The 16,452-nt window shown below is 66.8% G+C and carries 15 protein-coding genes and 1 other RNA gene; 11 read left to right on the plus strand and 5 right to left on the minus strand.

The annotated features are described in order from the left end of the window. The coding region (locus AC27VN_RS13600) for a methyltransferase regulatory domain-containing protein (protein ID WP_490876876.1) at positions 1-1,226 on the minus strand (1,226 nt) is incomplete at its 3' end. A gap of 221 nt (positions 1,227-1,447) precedes the next feature. Here AC27VN_RS13600 and AC27VN_RS13605 point away from each other — a divergent pair. Beyond that, positions 1,448-1,606: a hypothetical protein gene (locus AC27VN_RS13605; RefSeq protein WP_203205080.1), complete on the plus strand. Its 159-nt coding sequence runs from the start codon at positions 1,448-1,450 to the stop codon at positions 1,604-1,606. Positions 1,607-1,818: 212 nt separating this feature from the next. On the opposite strand, the gene ssrA is transcribed toward AC27VN_RS13605, so the two are convergent. The 4 genes from ssrA to ompA all read right to left on the minus strand — a co-directional run bounded on the left by ssrA (position 1,819) and on the right by ompA (position 4,392). Continuing rightward, positions 1,819-2,203: a transfer-messenger RNA gene (ssrA, locus tag AC27VN_RS13610) on the minus strand. A 13-nt stretch (positions 2,204-2,216) separates the two neighbouring features. After that, complete coding sequence (locus tag AC27VN_RS13615; protein ID WP_208510334.1) at positions 2,217-2,882, minus strand: HAD-IA family hydrolase; 666 nt, start codon at positions 2,880-2,882, stop codon at positions 2,217-2,219. Further along, entirely contained in the window at positions 2,879-3,601 is a 723-nt protein-coding gene (gene ubiG, locus AC27VN_RS13620; RefSeq protein WP_490876877.1) for a bifunctional 2-polyprenyl-6-hydroxyphenol methylase/3-demethylubiquinol 3-O-methyltransferase UbiG, read from the minus strand. Before ubiG ends, AC27VN_RS13615 begins: the two co-directional genes overlap by 4 nt. Before the next feature lie 131 nt (positions 3,602-3,732). Then, a complete protein-coding gene (ompA, locus tag AC27VN_RS13625; RefSeq protein WP_490876878.1) occupies positions 3,733-4,392 on the minus strand; it encodes an outer membrane protein OmpA in 660 nt (219 codons plus the stop codon). Between the two features lie 225 nt (positions 4,393-4,617). On the opposite strand from ompA, the gene gyrA reads away from it, so the two are divergent. From gyrA to AC27VN_RS13675, 10 genes are all read left to right on the plus strand, one after another. Further along, the gene (gyrA, locus tag AC27VN_RS13630) at positions 4,618-7,263 is read left to right on the plus strand and encodes a DNA gyrase subunit A (protein ID WP_093343403.1); all 2,646 of its coding nucleotides are present in this window, start codon (positions 4,618-4,620) and stop codon (positions 7,261-7,263) included. After that, positions 7,260-7,844: a DUF2059 domain-containing protein gene (locus AC27VN_RS13635; RefSeq protein WP_256222547.1), complete on the plus strand. Its 585-nt coding sequence runs from the start codon at positions 7,260-7,262 to the stop codon at positions 7,842-7,844. The genes gyrA and AC27VN_RS13635 overlap by 4 nt, the downstream gene beginning before the upstream one ends. Position 7,845: 1 nt before the next feature. Beyond that, the gene (serC, locus tag AC27VN_RS13640) at positions 7,846-8,976 is read left to right on the plus strand and encodes a 3-phosphoserine/phosphohydroxythreonine transaminase (protein WP_490876879.1); all 1,131 of its coding nucleotides are present in this window, start codon (positions 7,846-7,848) and stop codon (positions 8,974-8,976) included. Between the two features lie 19 nt (positions 8,977-8,995). After that, positions 8,996-10,117 (plus strand): prephenate dehydratase, encoded by a 1,122-nt coding sequence (pheA, locus tag AC27VN_RS13645; RefSeq protein WP_093343406.1) that lies wholly within the window; start codon positions 8,996-8,998, stop codon positions 10,115-10,117. Positions 10,118-10,136: 19 nt separating this feature from the next. Continuing rightward, a complete protein-coding gene (locus AC27VN_RS13650) occupies positions 10,137-11,030 on the plus strand; it encodes a prephenate dehydrogenase (RefSeq protein ID WP_296801288.1) in 894 nt (297 codons plus the stop codon). Position 11,031: 1 nt separating this feature from the next. Next, a complete protein-coding gene (locus AC27VN_RS13655) occupies positions 11,032-13,044 on the plus strand; it encodes a bifunctional 3-phosphoshikimate 1-carboxyvinyltransferase/cytidylate kinase (RefSeq protein WP_490876880.1) in 2,013 nt (670 codons plus the stop codon). 198 nt (positions 13,045-13,242) lie between these two features. Next, a complete protein-coding gene (gene rpsA / locus AC27VN_RS13660; protein ID WP_093343410.1) occupies positions 13,243-14,931 on the plus strand; it encodes a 30S ribosomal protein S1 in 1,689 nt (562 codons plus the stop codon). Positions 14,932-15,006: 75 nt separating this feature from the next. Continuing rightward, positions 15,007-15,324 (plus strand): integration host factor subunit beta, encoded by a 318-nt coding sequence (locus tag AC27VN_RS13665; protein WP_057589604.1) that lies wholly within the window; start codon positions 15,007-15,009, stop codon positions 15,322-15,324. An 85-nt stretch (positions 15,325-15,409) separates the two neighbouring features. Further along, a complete protein-coding gene (locus AC27VN_RS13670; RefSeq protein WP_490876881.1) occupies positions 15,410-15,751 on the plus strand; it encodes a LapA family protein in 342 nt (113 codons plus the stop codon). Further along, positions 15,741-16,452, plus strand: a 712-nt coding sequence (locus tag AC27VN_RS13675; RefSeq protein ID WP_490876882.1) for a tetratricopeptide repeat protein, incomplete at its 3' end; no start/stop codon positions are given. The genes AC27VN_RS13670 and AC27VN_RS13675, both read left to right, overlap by 11 nt.

Raw genomic sequence — 16,452 nt, forward strand, 5'->3', positions numbered from 1 at the left:
CCGAGGATCAGCATCTCCTCGAGCATCGCCATCACCGCGGGCTCGACCGCCTCGCGCGGCTGGCCGAGCAGCGGCAGCACGCAGGCGATCAGTGCGTCGGCACTCAGCGCCAGCGGATAGTGGCTGTCGAGCACGTGCGCCACCGCCTTGTGCACCGGCTGGCGCAGGGTGACCGTCACGTTGCGGATCGCGGTGCAGTTCTGCTCGCGCGTGTCGAGCGTGAGCGGCGCGCCGTTCTCGCCATGGAACACGCCCGCAAACAGCAGGCCGCGAATGCGCGTGGCGTCGAGCCGGTAGCGGATGTTGCGCGCCTGCTCCTGCTTCACCAGCAGCGTCTGGCGGAAGGTGCGGTTGACCAGGAAGTCGAGGTACTGCTCCATCAGCACCTGGCTGCCGCCGCATTCGCGCAGCAGCGGATCGCGCACCTGAGCGCCGTAGTTCTGCACGAACATCGTCGAGGGCTCGGCTTCGGCCATGTAGGCCAGGCCGTGGCCCTCGGCGCGCGCGACGAACTCCTTGAAATAGCACGGCGCGTTGCAGGGCTCGAGGAACTCGTGCAGCAGGTACGAGGTGGCGCCGTCGCGCACGATCGGCGCGGTTTCGTCGAGCGTCTTCTTGAGCACGCTGTCGGGACGCGCCGACTGCGCGAGGAACTCGATCATGCCGCGGGCATAGGAGAGCTTCTCCTCGGGCGTGTCGCGCGGGCCGCCGCGCAGGATCATCGCGTCGCGCACGATCTCGCGCGCCTTCCAGCCCGGGTAGACGTTGTAGCTCACATAGGCCACGCCGTTCGGCGCGAGGTTCTCGGAGCACACGCGCAGGATCGCGTCCTGCACCGGCCCCGGCACCCAGCTGTAGACGCCGTGGCAGACGATGTAGTCGAACTGGCCGAGCGAGGCGTCGACCTCGGCGATGTTGAAGGTCTTCACCTCGACGTTCGACAGCCCCAGCCGCTCGATCGCCTTCACGCCCTGCGCGATCTGCACCGACGACAGGTCGAGGCCGAGCGCGCGCGCGCCGGGGTGGCGCTCGGCGAAGGGAATGATGTTGTTGCCCGCCGCGCAGCCCAGTTCGAGCACGCGCGCGCCGGCGGGCGCGGGTGTTTCGAGGCCGAAGAGAAATGCTGTGGCTTCCAGGTGCTCCACCGCCGTCTGCGGGAACGGGTGCGAGTCATAGGGCACCGCGTCGTAGTAGCTCGTCAGAACCGAAGTCAGGGAATCGGACACGGGCAGCCTTTTTAGGAAGATGCGAGGGAGAGAACGCGCGCGATCGGAGCGCGCCGGCGCCCGCCGAATATAGCCCTGGGTGACAGCGAAAAGAGCCGGGGTCGGGTTGTCCAGGAGAGCCTCCGTCCCACCGGGCGGCCGCATGTAAGACAATGCCGCGACCTTCCGCGCCAGCGGCGCTCGGTGCGGTCTTTGGGTGTACAAATCGGCGTTCTGACACCATGCAGCTCTCCGATCCATCCTTCGTTCTGTCGGTCTTCCTGGCCGGTGTCGCCGTCGGGGCGATGCTGGTTGCCGTCATGTCGGCCATCCGCGCCGAACGCGGGCCGAACGGCCCGATGCCCAAGCCGGGCAGCGACGGCGACCGACTGGCGCGATAACGCCCCTGGCCGATGGCCACCTGGGCTCGACATCGTCGAGGCCAGGCATGCGGCCTTGCCGCTCCTCCCCTAGCCCTTCTCACGCACGAACGCGCGCTTCATGCAGGTGAAACGCGCGCCGAATCCATGAAGAGTGGGAGTTGGCCGTGGCCGACCGGGAATGCCTCCCGGGTCGCCAAGCTCGGATCGGTCCGAGTCAGCCTTTGAGAATGTGGTGGAGCTGGGGGGATTTGAACCCCCGTCCGCAAGCCTTCATCGCGCAGTTCTACATGTTTAGCGATCTGATTTAAGTCTCGCTTCCGGAGTCGCGCAGTCGCACGCTACACCGGACGCCAGCACCCTATTTTCTTGCCCCGACCCAAGGTACCCGGATCGAAGCCAGCCGATGTAATTATCCTTGCAGCCGGGAGGCACTGATTGCTCAGAACCCCCTTGCCCAGCCCATCGGCCTGCTGTTGCAAGGCTCACTGGCAATTAAGCAGCGAGTGCGAAACGTTCGTCGTTTGCAGTTAGTTTGTTTGAATCTGTTTTACGAGCGCATTCAGCTCGACATGCCCCGCTGCGACTCCGAACCCGCGTCGAAACCAGTGCAGCCCCAAGGGGGCGTATTTTAGGCGCTATCCAGCAGTTTCAAGAGCTCGCCCGGAGAAGTTATCAAGGCATCGGCTTCCCAGCGGGTCGCATCGGCCTGCGCGCCCATGTAGCCGTAGGCCGCAGCCACGGTCCGCATGCCCGCCGCGCGGCCCGCGATGATGTCGCGCTCGTCGTCGCCGACGTAGATGCAATGCTCGGAAGGGATGCCCAGCCGCCGGGCCGCCTCGTGCAGCGGCTCGGGATGCGGCTTGGCATGCGGCGTGGTGTCGCCGCTCACCACCGCGCCCGCGCTCGCGAACAGCGGCATCGCCTGCGTGAGCGGCTCGGTGAAGCGCTTCGACTTGTTCGTGACCACGCCCCAGCGCAGCCCGCGCGCGACCAGTGCCTCGATCAGCGGCGGAACGCCTTCGAAGGCCTGCGTGTTGAACATGCAGCGCTCGTAGGTCACGAAGAACTCCTCGCGCAGCGCATCGAACTCGGGCGCATCGGGCGTGATGCCGAAGGCCACGCCGAGCATGCCGCGCGCACCCGCGCCGGCCATGGGGCGGTAGCGCTCGAGCGGATAGGAGGCCAGTCCGCGGGCGGTGCGCATCTGGTCCGCCGCGGCGCCCAGGTCGGGGGCGCTGTCGATCAGCGTGCCGTCGAGGTCGAACAGCACGGCGCGGGTCGGCACGCCCTTCATGCCCGGGCCTCCGCCGGCTTCTGCGTGGCGAACATGTAATTGACGCTGGTGTCGGCGCTGAGCCAGTAGCGCCGCGTGATCGGGTTGTGCTCGAGGCCGCGCGTGTGTCGCACGTCGAGGCCGGCCGCGCGGCAGTAGGCCGCCAGCTCGCTGGGCCGGATCAGCTTCGCGTACTCGTGGGTGCCGCGCGGCAGCATGCCCATCACGTACTCGGCGCCGACGATCGCGAGCATGAAGGACTTGAGGTTGCGGTTGATCGTCGAGAAGAAGACCCAGCCGCCGGGCTTGACCAGCGTGGCGCAGGCCTGGATGACCGAGGCCGGGTCCGGCACGTGCTCGAGCATCTCCATGCAGGTGACGACGTCGAAGCTGCCGGGCTGCTCGGCCGCGAGCGCCTCGGCGCTGACCTCGCGGTACTTCACGCCGCGCGTGCCGGCCTCGAGCGCGTGCAGCTGCGCCACCTTGAGCGCCTTGCCCGCGAGGTCGGCACCGAGCACGTCCGCGCCCTTGCGGGCCATCGAATCCGAAAGAATTCCGCCGCCGCAGCCTATATCCACGACGCGCCGCTGGGAAATCGGCGCAATACCTTCAATCCATTCCAGGCGCAAAGGATTGATTTCGTGCAAAGGGCGAAATTCGCCTTCCATATCCCACCACTTGTGGGCCAACTCCGAAAATTTGGCGAGTTCGGCGGGATCGGCATTCACGTTTTCTGTCATATGACGGATTATGAAACGGACGATGACCGGCCCATGACGAATGGGCCTCTTTGAAAACTTTCAGCCTGCATTGATTCAGGCATAAAAAAACCCCGCCGAGGCGGGGTTTTAGGGTCGATGGAATCGAGCTATCAGTTGGCGCGGGTGCCGACCACTTCGATTTCCACGCGACGGTTCTTGGCGCGGCCTTCCTTGGTGCGGTTGTCAGCCACAGGCTGCTTCTCGCCCTTGCCTTCGGTGTAGACGCGGTTGCGTTCGATGCCCTTCGAGACCAGGAAGGCCTTGACGGCTTCGGCGCGACGCACCGACAGACGCTGGTTGTAGGCGTCCGAACCGATCGAGTCGGTGTGGCCGACGGCGATGATCACTTCGAGGTTCACGCCACGGATCTTCTCGACCAGGTCGGTCAGCTTCGCGCGGCCTTCAGGCTTCAGCACCGACTTGTCGAAGTCGAAGAATGCGTCGGCAGCGAAGGTCACCTTCGAAGCAACGGTCGGCGGTTGCGGGGTGGCGGGAGGCGGGGTCACGGCGCCAGGAGGCGCGGTGGGTGCAACAGCAGCCGGGGGAACCAGAGCACCGTCGCAACCGGCAGCAGCCGTGGCGGGCGTCCAGTTGGCATCGCGCCAGCACAGTTCGTTCGTGCCGTTCTTCCAAACCAGTTCGCCGGTGCCGTTTTGCCAGTTGTCGATCGTAGGACCGCCATTCGCAGCGGTGACACGGGTCTGCGCGCCGGCGGCAGTGGCGAGCGCAGCGACTGCAAACATCATCGCCACTTTATTCAGTTTCTTCATGGTTCTCCTCTTGGGGAAAAAGCCGCAGCCGCGCTGCGAATCAAGGACGCTTTAAGTGACCACCACCCAAAACGTTGAGGCGATTGTGCCATAGGGTCTTTGGCAAACAGGCCGCACGGCGGCCACGAAGCGTAGGACGGAGGCGGAATAGAGCCCTTGTGTTGCGGCGGTGCGACACCCCTCACAGCGTAAAATTTCGCCTTCCTGCCGCCAGCCTCTCGCTCAATGACGTCCTTCGCCAAAGAAACCCTGCCCATCAGTCTCGAAGAGGAAATGCGCCGCAGTTATCTCGATTACGCCATGAGCGTGATCGTGGGCCGCGCCCTCCCCGACGCGAGGGACGGCCTCAAGCCGGTGCATCGCCGCGTGCTCTACGCGATGCACGAGCTCAACAACGACTGGAACCGGCCGTACAAGAAGTCGGCCCGTATCGTCGGCGACGTGATCGGCAAGTACCACCCGCACGGCGACCAGTCGGTCTATGACACCATCGTGCGGCTGGCCCAGGACTTCTCGATGCGGCACATGCTGGTCGACGGCCAGGGCAACTTCGGGTCCGTGGATGGCGACAACGCGGCCGCAATGCGGTATACGGAAATCCGGCTGGCCAAAATCGCGCATGAAATGCTGGCCGATATCGACAAGGAAACGATCGATTTCCAGGACAATTACGACGGCTCCGAAAAGGAACCGGCCGTGCTGCCGAGCCGGCTGCCGAATTTGCTGGTCAATGGCTCCGGCGGTATTGCGGTCGGCATGGCCACCAATATTCCGCCGCACAACCTCAATGAAGTGGTGGACGCCTGCCTGCACCTGCTGCGCAACCCGCAGGCCAGCATCGACGAGCTGATGGAGATCGTGCCGGCGCCCGACTTCCCCACGGCCGGCATCATCTACGGCATCAACGGCGTGAAGGACGGCTACCGCACCGGCCGCGGCAAGGTCGTGATGCGCGCCAAGTGCCACTTCGAAGACATCGACCGCGGCCAGCGCCAGGCGATCATCGTCGACGAGCTCCCCTACCAGGTCAACAAGAAGACGCTGCAGGAGCGCATGGCCGAGCTGGTCCACGAGAAGAAGATCGAGGGCATCAGCCACATCCAGGACGAGTCCGACAAGTCGGGCATGCGCCTGGTCATTGAGCTCAAGCGCGGCGAAGTGCCCGAGGTGGTGCTCAACAACCTCTACAAGCAGACCCAGCTGCAGGACACCTTCGGCATCAACATGGTGGCGCTGGTCGACGGCCAGCCGAAGCTGTGCAACCTCAAGGACCTGATCGAGGTCTTCCTGCAGCACCGCCGCGAAGTGGTGACGCGCCGCACGGTCTTCAACCTGCGCAAGGCCCGTGACCGCGGCCACGTGCTCGAAGGCCTGGCGGTGGCGCTGGCGAACATCGACGACTTCATCGCCATCATCCGCAACGCCCCGACCCCGCCGGTCGCCAAGGCCGAGCTGATGGCGCGCAGCTGGGACAGCAAGCTGGTGCGCGAGATGCTCACGCGCACGCGCGCCGACGGCGGCGTGATCAGCGCCGACGACTACCGCCCCGAAGGCCTCGAACGCGAGTTCGGCATGGGCAACGACGGCCTCTACCGCCTCTCGGAAACGCAGGCCCAGGAAATCCTGCAGATGCGCCTGCAGCGCCTGACCGGCCTGGAGCAGGACAAGATCGTCGCCGAATACAAGGAAGTCATGGCCGAGATCGACGACCTGCTCGACATCCTGGCCAAGCCCGAGCGCGTCTCGACCATCATCGGCGACGAACTCGGCGCCCTCAAGCAGGAGTTCGGCCAGTCGAAGGTGGGCGCGCGCCGCAGCCTCGTCGAGCACAGCGCCTTCGACCTCTCGACCGAAGACCTGATCACCCCCACCGACATGGTGGTGACGCTCTCGCACAGCGGCTACATCAAGAGCCAGCCGCTCGGCGAATACCGGGCGCAGAAGCGCGGCGGCCGCGGCAAGCAGGCCACCACCACCAAGGAAGACGACTGGATCGACCAGCTCTTCATCGCGAACACGCACGACTACATCCTGTGCTTCTCGAACCGCGGCCGGCTCTACTGGCTCAAGGTGTGGGAAGTGCCGGCGGGCTCGCGCGGTTCGCGCGGCCGCCCGATCGTCAACATGTTCCCGCTGGCCGAGGGCGAGAAGATCAACGTCGCGCTGCCGCTCACGGGCGAGAAGCGCAACTTCCCGGCCGACCAGTACGTGTTCATGTCGACCTCGATGGGCACGGTCAAGAAGACCACGCTCGACGAGTTCAACAACCCGCGCAAGGCCGGCATCATCGCGGTCGACCTCGATGCGGGCGACTACCTGATCGGCGCCGCCCTCACCGACGGCAAGCACGACGTGATGCTGTTCAGCGACGGCGGCAAGGCGGTGCGCTTCGACGAGAACGACGTGCGCCCGATGGGCCGCAACGCGCGCGGCGTGCGCGGCATGATGCTCGAGGAAGGCCAGGGCGTGATCGCCATGCTGGTGGCCGAGGACGAGCAGCAGAGCGTGCTCACGGCCACGGAAAATGGTTACGGAAAGCGAACAAGCATTACGGAATACACGCGCCACGGCCGTGGAACCAAAGGCATGATCGCGATTCAACAGAGTGAGCGAAACGGCAAGGTCGTTGCCGCCACACTCGTGCATTCGGACGATGAGATCATGCTCATCACCGACAAGGGCGTGCTGGTGCGCACCCGAGTCGCCGAGATTCGTGAACTGGGTCGCGCGACGCAAGGCGTTACGCTGATCGGGCTCGACGAAGGTGCCAAACTCAGCGGGCTGCAACGTATCGTCGAAAACGATGCCAATGGCGAACCCGAGCCCGGCGCAGACGACACTTCCACATCTTCAACGGAGAATCCTCAGTGAAAAAACAAATCAAGCTCGCACTCCTGACCATCGCCCTGGCTGGCAGTTCGATGGGCGCCCTGGCCCAGGACAAGGCCACGCTCATCAAGCAGTTCCTCGACCTGCAGCGCCCCGGCATCGAGGCCCTGGCCCGCGGCCTGGTCGAGCAGTCGAGCGCCCCGATCGCGCAGGCCGGTTCGCAGTACCTGCAGACCCAGGTGCCCGAAGCCAAGCGCGAAGCCGCCGCCAAGGCCGCCGATGCCGAGCTCAAGAAGTACTACGACGAGGCTTACCCGATCGTGCGCGACAAGGCCGTGCAACTGGCCCCGACCACGCTGACCCCGCTGCTCGAGCAGTCCTTCACCGAAGACGAACTCAAGCAGCTGCTGGCCTGGATCAACTCGCCGCTGAGCAAGAAGTACCAGGACCTGAACCCCAAGATGCAGACCGCGCTGACGGAAAAGCTGGTGGCCGAAACCCGCAGCTCCATCGAGCCGAAGATGCAGGCGCTCGACACCAACGTCGCCAAGGCGCTGGGTGCCCCGACCGAAGCGCCGTCCGCGCCCGCCAAGGCACCGGCCAAGGCTCCCGCCAAGAAGTGACGTGAACGCCCCGCAGAAGCCGGCCGGCCCGCGCCCCTACAACTTCTCCGCGGGCCCCGCCGCCATGCCCGAGGCGGTGCTGCAACGCGCCGCCGCCGAAATGCTCGACTGGCACGGCAGCGGCATGAGCGTGATGGAGATGAGCCATCGCGGCAAGGAGTTCGGCGAGATCTACGCGCAGGCCGAAGCCGACCTGCGCGCGCTGCTGGCGGTGCCCGCCAACTTCCGGATCCTGTTCATGCAGGGCGGCGGCCTCGGCGAGAACGCGATCGTGCCGCTGAACCTGTCGCGCGGCGGCACGGTCGACTTCGTGATCACCGGCAGCTGGAGCATCAAGTCGCACAAGGAAGCGCAGCGCTACTGCAGCGCGCGCGTGGCCGCGAGCAACGCCGACGACCAGCACACGCGCCTGCCCGATCCCGCGAGCTGGCAGCTGTCCGGCGATGCCTCGTACGTGCACCTGTGCAGCAACGAGACCATCAACGGCATCGAATTCCACGAGCTGCCAGACCTCGCCGCCCTCGGCAGCAAGGCGCCGTTGGTGATCGACTTCTCCTCGCACGTCGCCTCGCGCGGTGTCGACTGGAGCCGCGTCGGCCTGGCCTTCGGCGGTGCGCAGAAAAACCTCGGCCCGGCCGGGCTCACCATCGTCGTCGTGCGCGACGACCTGCTGGGCCATGCCCTCGAGATCTGCCCGAGCGCGTTCAACTACAAGACCGTGGCCGACAACCAGTCCATGTACAACACCCCGCCGACCTGGGGCATCTACATGGCGGGGCTCACGTTCCAGTGGCTGCGCGAGCAGACCGAAGGCACGGCGACCGGCGTGGCCGCGATGGAGCAGCGCAACATCGCCAAGGCGAAGCTGCTGTACGACTTCATCGATGCGTCGTCCTTCTACCTGAACAAGATCGACCCGGGCTGCCGCTCGCGCATGAACATCCCGTTCTTCCTGCGCGACGAGGCCCGCAACGAGTCCTTCCTGTCGGGCGCCCGCGCGGCGGGGCTGCTGCAGCTCAAGGGCCACAAGTCGGTGGGCGGCATGCGTGCCAGCCTCTACAACGCCATGCCCCTGGAAGGCGTGCAGGCCCTGGTGAGCTACATGCGAGAATTCGAGCGGTCGCACGCCTAGACGCGCGCGAACCTCACCGATGACCGCCCCAGCTCCTACCCAGCCCTCCTCCCCCGACCATTCCGAAAGCCTCGCCGATCTGCGCGTGCAGATCGATTCGCTCGACCAGCAACTGCTGCGCCTGCTCAACGAGCGGGCCCACGTGGCGGAGCTGGTCGGCGAAGTGAAGAAGCGCGAAGGCACGCCCTTCTTCCGCCCCGACCGGGTGGCCCAGGTCATCGACAAGATGCAGAAGGGCAACGGCGGTCCGCTCAAGGACCTGCACGTGGCTGCCATCTGGCGCGAGATCATGTCGGCCTGCCTGGCGCTCGAGTCGCCGCAGCGCGTGGCGGTGCTCGGCCCCGAAGGCACCTTCTGCGAGCAGGCGGCCATCGAGTACTTCGGCGGCGCCGCCGACCTGATCTACTGCGCCAGCTTCGACGAGGTCTTCCACGCCACCGCCGCCGGCAGCGCCCAGTACGGCGTGGTCGGCGTCGAGAACTCGACCGAGGGCGTGGTCACGCGCTCGCTCGACCTGTTCCTGCACTCGCCCACCCACGTGGTCGGCGAAGTCAGCCTGCTGGTGCGCCACCACCTGCTGCGCAGCAGCAATTCGCTCGAGGGCATCGAGGCCGTGCTGGCCCATCCGCAGGCGCTGGCCCAGTGCCAGGGCTGGCTGACCAAGCACCTGCCGCATGCCGAGCGCCGTGCCGTGTCGAGCAATGCCGAGGGCGCGCGCCTCGCGGCCGCCAACCCCGCATTCGCGGGGCTGGCCGGTGAGCGCGCCGCCACGCGCTTCGGGCTGCACATCGTGGCCCACGCGATCCAGGACGACTCCTACAACCGCACCCGCTTCTCGGTGATCTGCCTGCCGCAGACGCTCGCGATGCCGCCCGCCTCGGGCCGCGACTGCACCAGCCTGATCGTGTCGGTGCCCAACCGGCCGGGCGCGGTGCACGACCTGCTGGTGCCGCTGAAGGTCAACAACGTGTCGATGACCCGCTTCGAGTCGCGCCCCGCGCGCACCGGGCAGTGGGAGTACTACTTCTACATCGACCTCGACGGCCATCCCTCGCAGCCCAACGTGGCCGCGGCGCTGGCCGAGCTGCGCGGTCTCTGCGCGTTCTACAAGGTGCTCGGCGCCTACCCCGTCAAGGCCTGAGTCCGTCGCAAGCAAGCACATGTTCGAGCAACTGGGATTGATCGGCTGCGGCCTGATAGGCGGCTCCTTCGCGCTGGCGCTGAAGCGCGCCAAGCTGGTGAAACGGGTGGTGGGCTACAGCAAGTCGCCCTCCACCACGGAACGAGCCCGGCAGCTCGGCGTGATCGACGTCGCCGCGCCCTCGGCGCTGCTGGCGGTGTCGGGCGCCGACATCGTGCTGCTGGCCGTGCCGGTGGCGGCCTCGGAAGCCACCTTCAAGGCGATCCGCCACGGCATCGGCAGCGACGCGCTGGTGATGGACGTCGGCTCCACCAAGGGCGACGTCATCGAGGCCGCGCGCCGCGGCCTGCAGGGCCAGCTCGGCAACTTCGTGCCGGCACACCCGATCGCGGGCAAGGAAGTCTCGGGCATCGAGCATGCCGAGGCCTCGCTGTTCACCGGCCGCCACGTGGTGCTCACGCCGATCAAGTCCACGCTGCGCTCCAACGTGCAGCGTGCCTCGCAGGTCTGGGGCGGCATCGGCGCCAACGTGCTCACCATGACCCACGAGGAGCACGACAGCACCTTCGCCGCCGTGAGCCACCTGCCGCATCTGCTGGCCTTCGCCTATGTCAACGGCCTCGCCGGCCAGCCGCAGGGCGAGCGCTTCCTGAGCCTGGCCGGCCCGGGCTTTCGCGACTTCTCGCGCATCGCCGCGAGCGATCCCGTGATGTGGCGCGACGTGCTGCTGGCCAACCGCGAGCAGGTGCTGGCGCAGTCGCGCGCCTTCCGCGCCGCGCTGCTCGAGATGGAGAACGCCATGGCCGAGGGCGAATCGCAGGCCCTTGAACAATCGATCGAGCGCGCCCGCCGCGTGCGGGCCGCCTGGCAACCCGGCGCCTCGTCGTCGCACGATTCGCAGCAGGACGCCTGAGATGTACGCCTCGGCCTTCCTCGATCTCCCCGCGCTCACCGGTGCCTCGGGCACGGTGCAGTTGCCCGGCTCCAAGAGCATCTCGAACCGCGTGCTGCTGCTGGCCGCGCTCGCGAGCGGCACCACCACCCTGCACGACGTGCTCGACTCGGACGACACCCGCGTCATGCTCGATGCGCTGCGCGCGCTGGGCTGCGGCGTCGAACCCGCCGGCACGCTGGTGCGCATCACCGGCATCGGCGGCCGGGAAATCGGCAACACCGAGCTGCTGTCGCTGTTCCTCGGCAATGCCGGCACGGCGATGCGGCCGCTGACCGCGGCGCTGTCGCTGCTGGGCGGCGAATTCGAACTGCGCGGCGTGCCGCGCATGCACGAGCGCCCGATCGGCGACCTGGTCGATGCCCTCACCCAGCTGGGTTGCCGCATCGACTACCTCGGCAATCCCGGCTATCCGCCGCTGCGCATCCATCCGGTACCGCATGGCGAGCTGGTGCTCGACGCCCCGATCCGCGTGCGCGGCGACGTCTCGAGCCAGTTCCTGACCGCCCTGCTGCTCGCCTTGCCCCTCGCAGCGGCAAGCGACATCACGATCGAAGTCGTCGGCGAGCTGATCTCCAAGCCCTACATCGAGATCACGCTGAACCTGCTGGCGCGCTTCGGCATCGCGGTGCGGCGCGACGGCTGGGAGCGCTTCACGATCCCCGCCGGCAGCAGCTACCGCTCGCCGGGCGACATCCATGTCGAGGCCGACGCCTCGTCCGCCAGCTATTTCATCGCGCTGGGCGCCATCGCAACGGCCGCATCCGGGCCCGACGGCATCCGGATCGAGGGCGTGGGCGCCGATTCGATCCAGGGCGACATCCGTTTCGTCGACGCCGCGCGCCAGATGGGCGCCGAGATCGAGAGCGGCCCGAACTGGCTTGCGGTGCGCCGCGGCGCCTGGCCGCTCAAGGCCATCGACCTCGACGCCAACCACATTCCCGACGCGGCGATGACGCTGGCCGTGATGGCGCTCTACGCCGACGGCCCCAGCACCCTGCGCAACATCGCGAGCTGGCGCGTCAAGGAAACCGACCGCATCGACGCCATGGCCAACGAGCTGCGCAAGCTCGGCGCCACCGTCGAGGCCGGGCCCGACTTCATCCGCGTGCATCCGCTGGCGCCGGCCGGCTGGCGGCCCGCGAGCATCCGCACCTACGACGACCATCGGGTCGCGATGTGCTTCTCGCTCGCTGCCTTCAACCCGGCACGGGTGCCGGTGCGCATCCTCGAGCCGCACTGCGTCGCCAAGACCTTCCCCGACTATTTCGAGACCCTGTTCTCGGTCTCCACGGCCGCCGGCATTCCGGTGATCAGCATCGACGGCCCGACCGCCTCGGGCAAGGGCACGCTGGCCTCCGAAGTGGCGCGCCTGCTGGGCTACCACTACCTCGATTCGGGCTCGCTCTACCGCGTGACCGGGCTGGCCATGCGCCGAGCCGGCCTGAGCGCCGACGCCGCGCACGAGGCACGGATCGCCGCGCTGGCCGCCGCCCTGCCGCTGCAGTTCACCGAGGGCAAGGTGCTGCTGGACGGCGAGGACGTCAGCGAGCTGATCCGCTCCGAGGCCGCCGGCATGGACGCCTCGCGCGTCTCCACGCTGCCGGCCGTGCGCGAGGCCCTGCTGGGCCTGCAGCAGCGCTTCCGCCAGCTGCCGGGCCTGGTGGCCGACGGCCGCGACATGGGCACCGTGATCTTCCCCGACGCCGCGCTCAAGGTGTTCCTGACCGCGAGCGCCGCCCAGCGCGCCGAGCGGCGCCATAAGCAGTTGATTTCAAAGGGTATTTCGACTACACTCGACAGTCTTCGCTCCGATCTGGAGGCGCGTGACGCCAGGGACTCGTCCCGCAGCGTCGCCCCTTTGAAGCCGGCGCAGGACGCGCGCCACCTCGACAACTCCCAGCTCTCGATCGAGCAATCGATCGACACGGTGTTGGACTGGTGGCGACAAGTGCAGCCTTTCGAGTCCGCTTGAAAGGCTCGCGCCCACCGGGTGTTCCGGGGGGGCGCCTACCGCTCCAGAAGGCTCCCTTCGCGCGACAGCGCACCGGCCTTCTGGTTGTTCAACCAACCGGGCTTCCGCCCACAACCAACCGCCGTCTCCAGATCCAGCGCAGTCGCATGCAATGTCGCAAGAGCGCCTGCCAACCCTGCCTGACGGAAGGAACCATAAATGTCTGAATCTTTTGCCGACCTATTCGAAGAGTCCCTGAAGCGTTCCGAAATGCGCACCGGCGAGGTCATCACGGCCGAAGTCGTGCGTGTCGAACACAACCACGTCGTCGTCAACGCCGGTCTGAAGTCCGAAGCGTATGTGCCGATCGAAGAGTTCAAGAACGACAAGGGCGAGCTCGAAGTCCAGGCCGGCGATTTCGTTTCCGTTGCCATCGGCAGCGTTGAAAACGGCTACGGCGACACCATCCTCTCGCGCGACACCGCCAAGCGTCTCGCTTCGTGGCTGGCCCTCGAGAAGGCGCTGGAATCGGGCGACTTCGTCACCGGCACCACCAGCGGCAAGGTCAAGGGCGGCCTCACGGTGCTCGTCAACGGCATCCGCGCGTTCCTGCCGGGTTCGCTGATCGACACGCGTCCGATCAAGGACCTGACCCCGTACGAGAACAAGACCCTCGAATTCAAGGTCATCAAGCTCGACCGCAAGCGCAACAACGTCGTGCTGTCGCGCCGTGCCGTGGTCGAAGCCAGCATGGGCGAAGAACGCGCCAAGCTGATGGAAACCCTGAAGGAAGGCGCTGTTGTCCGCGGCGTGGTCAAGAACATCACCGAATACGGTGCGTTCGTGGACCTCGGCGGCATCGACGGCCTGCTGCACATCACCGACATGGCATGGCGCCGTGTCCGCCACCCGAGCGAAGTCGTTCAGGCCGGCCAGGAAATCACCGCCAAGATCCTCAAGTTCGACACCGAGAAGAACCGTGTCTCGCTGGGTCTGAAGCAAATGGGCGATGACCCGTGGATGGGCGTTTCGCGCCGCTACCCGCAATCGACCCGCCTGTTCGGCAAGGTCACGAACATCGCCGACTACGGCGCGTTCGTCGAGCTCGAACCCGGCATCGAAGGCCTGGTGCACGTCTCCGAAATGGACTGGACCAACAAGAACATCGCTCCGAACAAGATCGTCTCGCTGGGCGACGAAGTCGAAGTCATGGTCCTCGAGATCGACGAAGACAAGCGCCGCATCAGCCTGGGCATGAAGCAGTGCAAGGCCAACCCGTGGCAAGAGTTCGCTCAGAACACGAAGCGTGGCGACCGCGTCAAGGGCCCGATCAAGTCGATCACCGACTTCGGCGTGTTCGTGGGTCTGGCTGCCGGCATCGATGGCCTGGTTCACCTCTCGGACCTCTCGTGGAACGAAGCCGGCGAAACCGCCGTTCGCAACTACAAGAAGGGCCAGGAAGTCGAAGCGATCGTGCTGGCCGTCGACGTCGACCGCGAGCGCATCTCGCTGGGCATCAAGCAACTCGACAGCGACCCGTTCACCACCTTCACCACGGTCAACGACAAGGGCCAGATCGTGACCGGCAAGGTCAAGACGGTCGACGCCCGCGGCGCCGAGATCGACCTGGGTGAAGACATCATCGGCTACCTCCGTGCTTCGGAAATCTCGCGCGACCGCGTCGAAGATGCCCGCAACGTGCTGAAGGAAGGCGACGAAGTCACCGCCATCGTCGTGAACGTGGATCGCAAGACCCGCAACATCCAGCTGTCGATCAAGCAGAAGGACATGGTCGACGAGCAAGGCGCCATGGCCAACCTGAGCCAGCAGTCGGCACGCGAAAACGCGGGCACGACGAGCCTGGGCGCCCTGCTGCGCGCCAAGCTCGACAACAGCGACAACAAGTAAGCCGTCGCCCGAAGACAGAGCAGGCCCTGGTGGCCTCTCTGTCTTTTTTTTCGCCCCTGCTTTTTGCTTTGACCTATGACCCGCTCTGACCTCGTCGAAGAACTCGCAGCGCGCTTTGCGCAACTCACCCACCGGGATGCCGAATACGCCGTCAAGACCATCCTCGACGCGATGAGCGATGCCCTGGTGCGCGGGCACCGGATCGAGATCCGCGGCTTCGGCAGCTTCTCGGTCAACCGGCGTCCGCCGCGCATCGGCCGCAACCCGCGTTCGGGCGAGAGCGTGCAGATTCCCGAGAAGCGCGTGCCGCACTTCAAGCCCGGCAAGGCCTTGCGCGAGGCGGTCGACGCCCGCAGCGCCGAACTCGGCATCAAGACGACGCCGAAGGCCTGAGTCCAGCCGCCAACGGCCCCCTCCATCGGCGCGGGCCGTCCGGCGCAGGTGCAAACGTAGAATCGTCCCGCCAACGGGACCGCGCATGAAATACCTCCTGTGGCTGCTCAAGGCAGCCATTTTTTTTACGCTCTTCGCCTTCGCGCTGAACAACCAGCACGACGCGACCGTCTATTTCTTCTTCGGCACCTACTGGCGCGCGCCGCTGGTGCTGGTCGTGCTGGCCGCCTTCGCGGGCGGCCTCGTGGTGGGCGCGCTCGGCATGCTGCCGGGCTGGTGGAAGCACCGTAGCGCCGCCGCGCAACTGCCGGCCACGACCGCGGGCAGCGCCACCGCCTCCTCCGCCCCGGCCGCCGTGCCGGCGGCAACCCCGGCGCCGACCATCGCCGCCACCGACCTTCCCGCCGTACGCCAACATGGACTTTGATCCCAGCTGGTTGCTGATCAGCCTGCCCGTCGCCTTCGTCCTGGGCTGGCTGGCCTCCCGCTTCGACATCCGCCAGCTCAAGCTCGAGAACCGCCAGGCCCCCAAGGCCTACTTCCGCGGCCTCAACTTCCTGCTCAACGAGCAGCAGGACCAGGCCATCGACGCCTTCATCGAGGCGGTGCAGAACGACCCCGACACGCAGGAGCTGCACTTCGCGCTCGGCAACCTGTTCCGCCGCCGCGGCGAGTACCAGCGCGCGGTGCGCGTGCACGAGCACCTGCTCGGCCGGGGCGACCTGAGCCGCAGCGACCGCGAGCGTGCCCAGCATGCGCTGGCGCAGGACTTCCTGCGCGCCGGCCTGCTCGACCGCGCCGAAGCCGCGCTGCAGAAGCTCGAGGGCACGCGCTACGAGAACGAGGCCCGGCTTGCGCTGCTGGCCATCTATGAACGCTCGCGCGAATGGAGCCAGGCCGCCGACGTGGCACGCAAGCTCGACGAGTCCGACCAGGCCAGCTACGGCACGCGCCGCGCGCACCACCTGTGCGAGCAGGCCGCCGAACAGGTCGGCATGGGCGACCTCGCGGCCGCGCGCCGCCTGCTCGAACAGGCCGTGGCCCAGGCACCGCAGGCGCCGCGCCCCGCGATCGACACCGCGACCCTGCAGCTGCGCAGCGGCGAAGCCGGCGCCGCCTTCGACACCC

It is taken from the genome of Variovorax sp. 20P10.2.4, assembly GCF_058244205.1.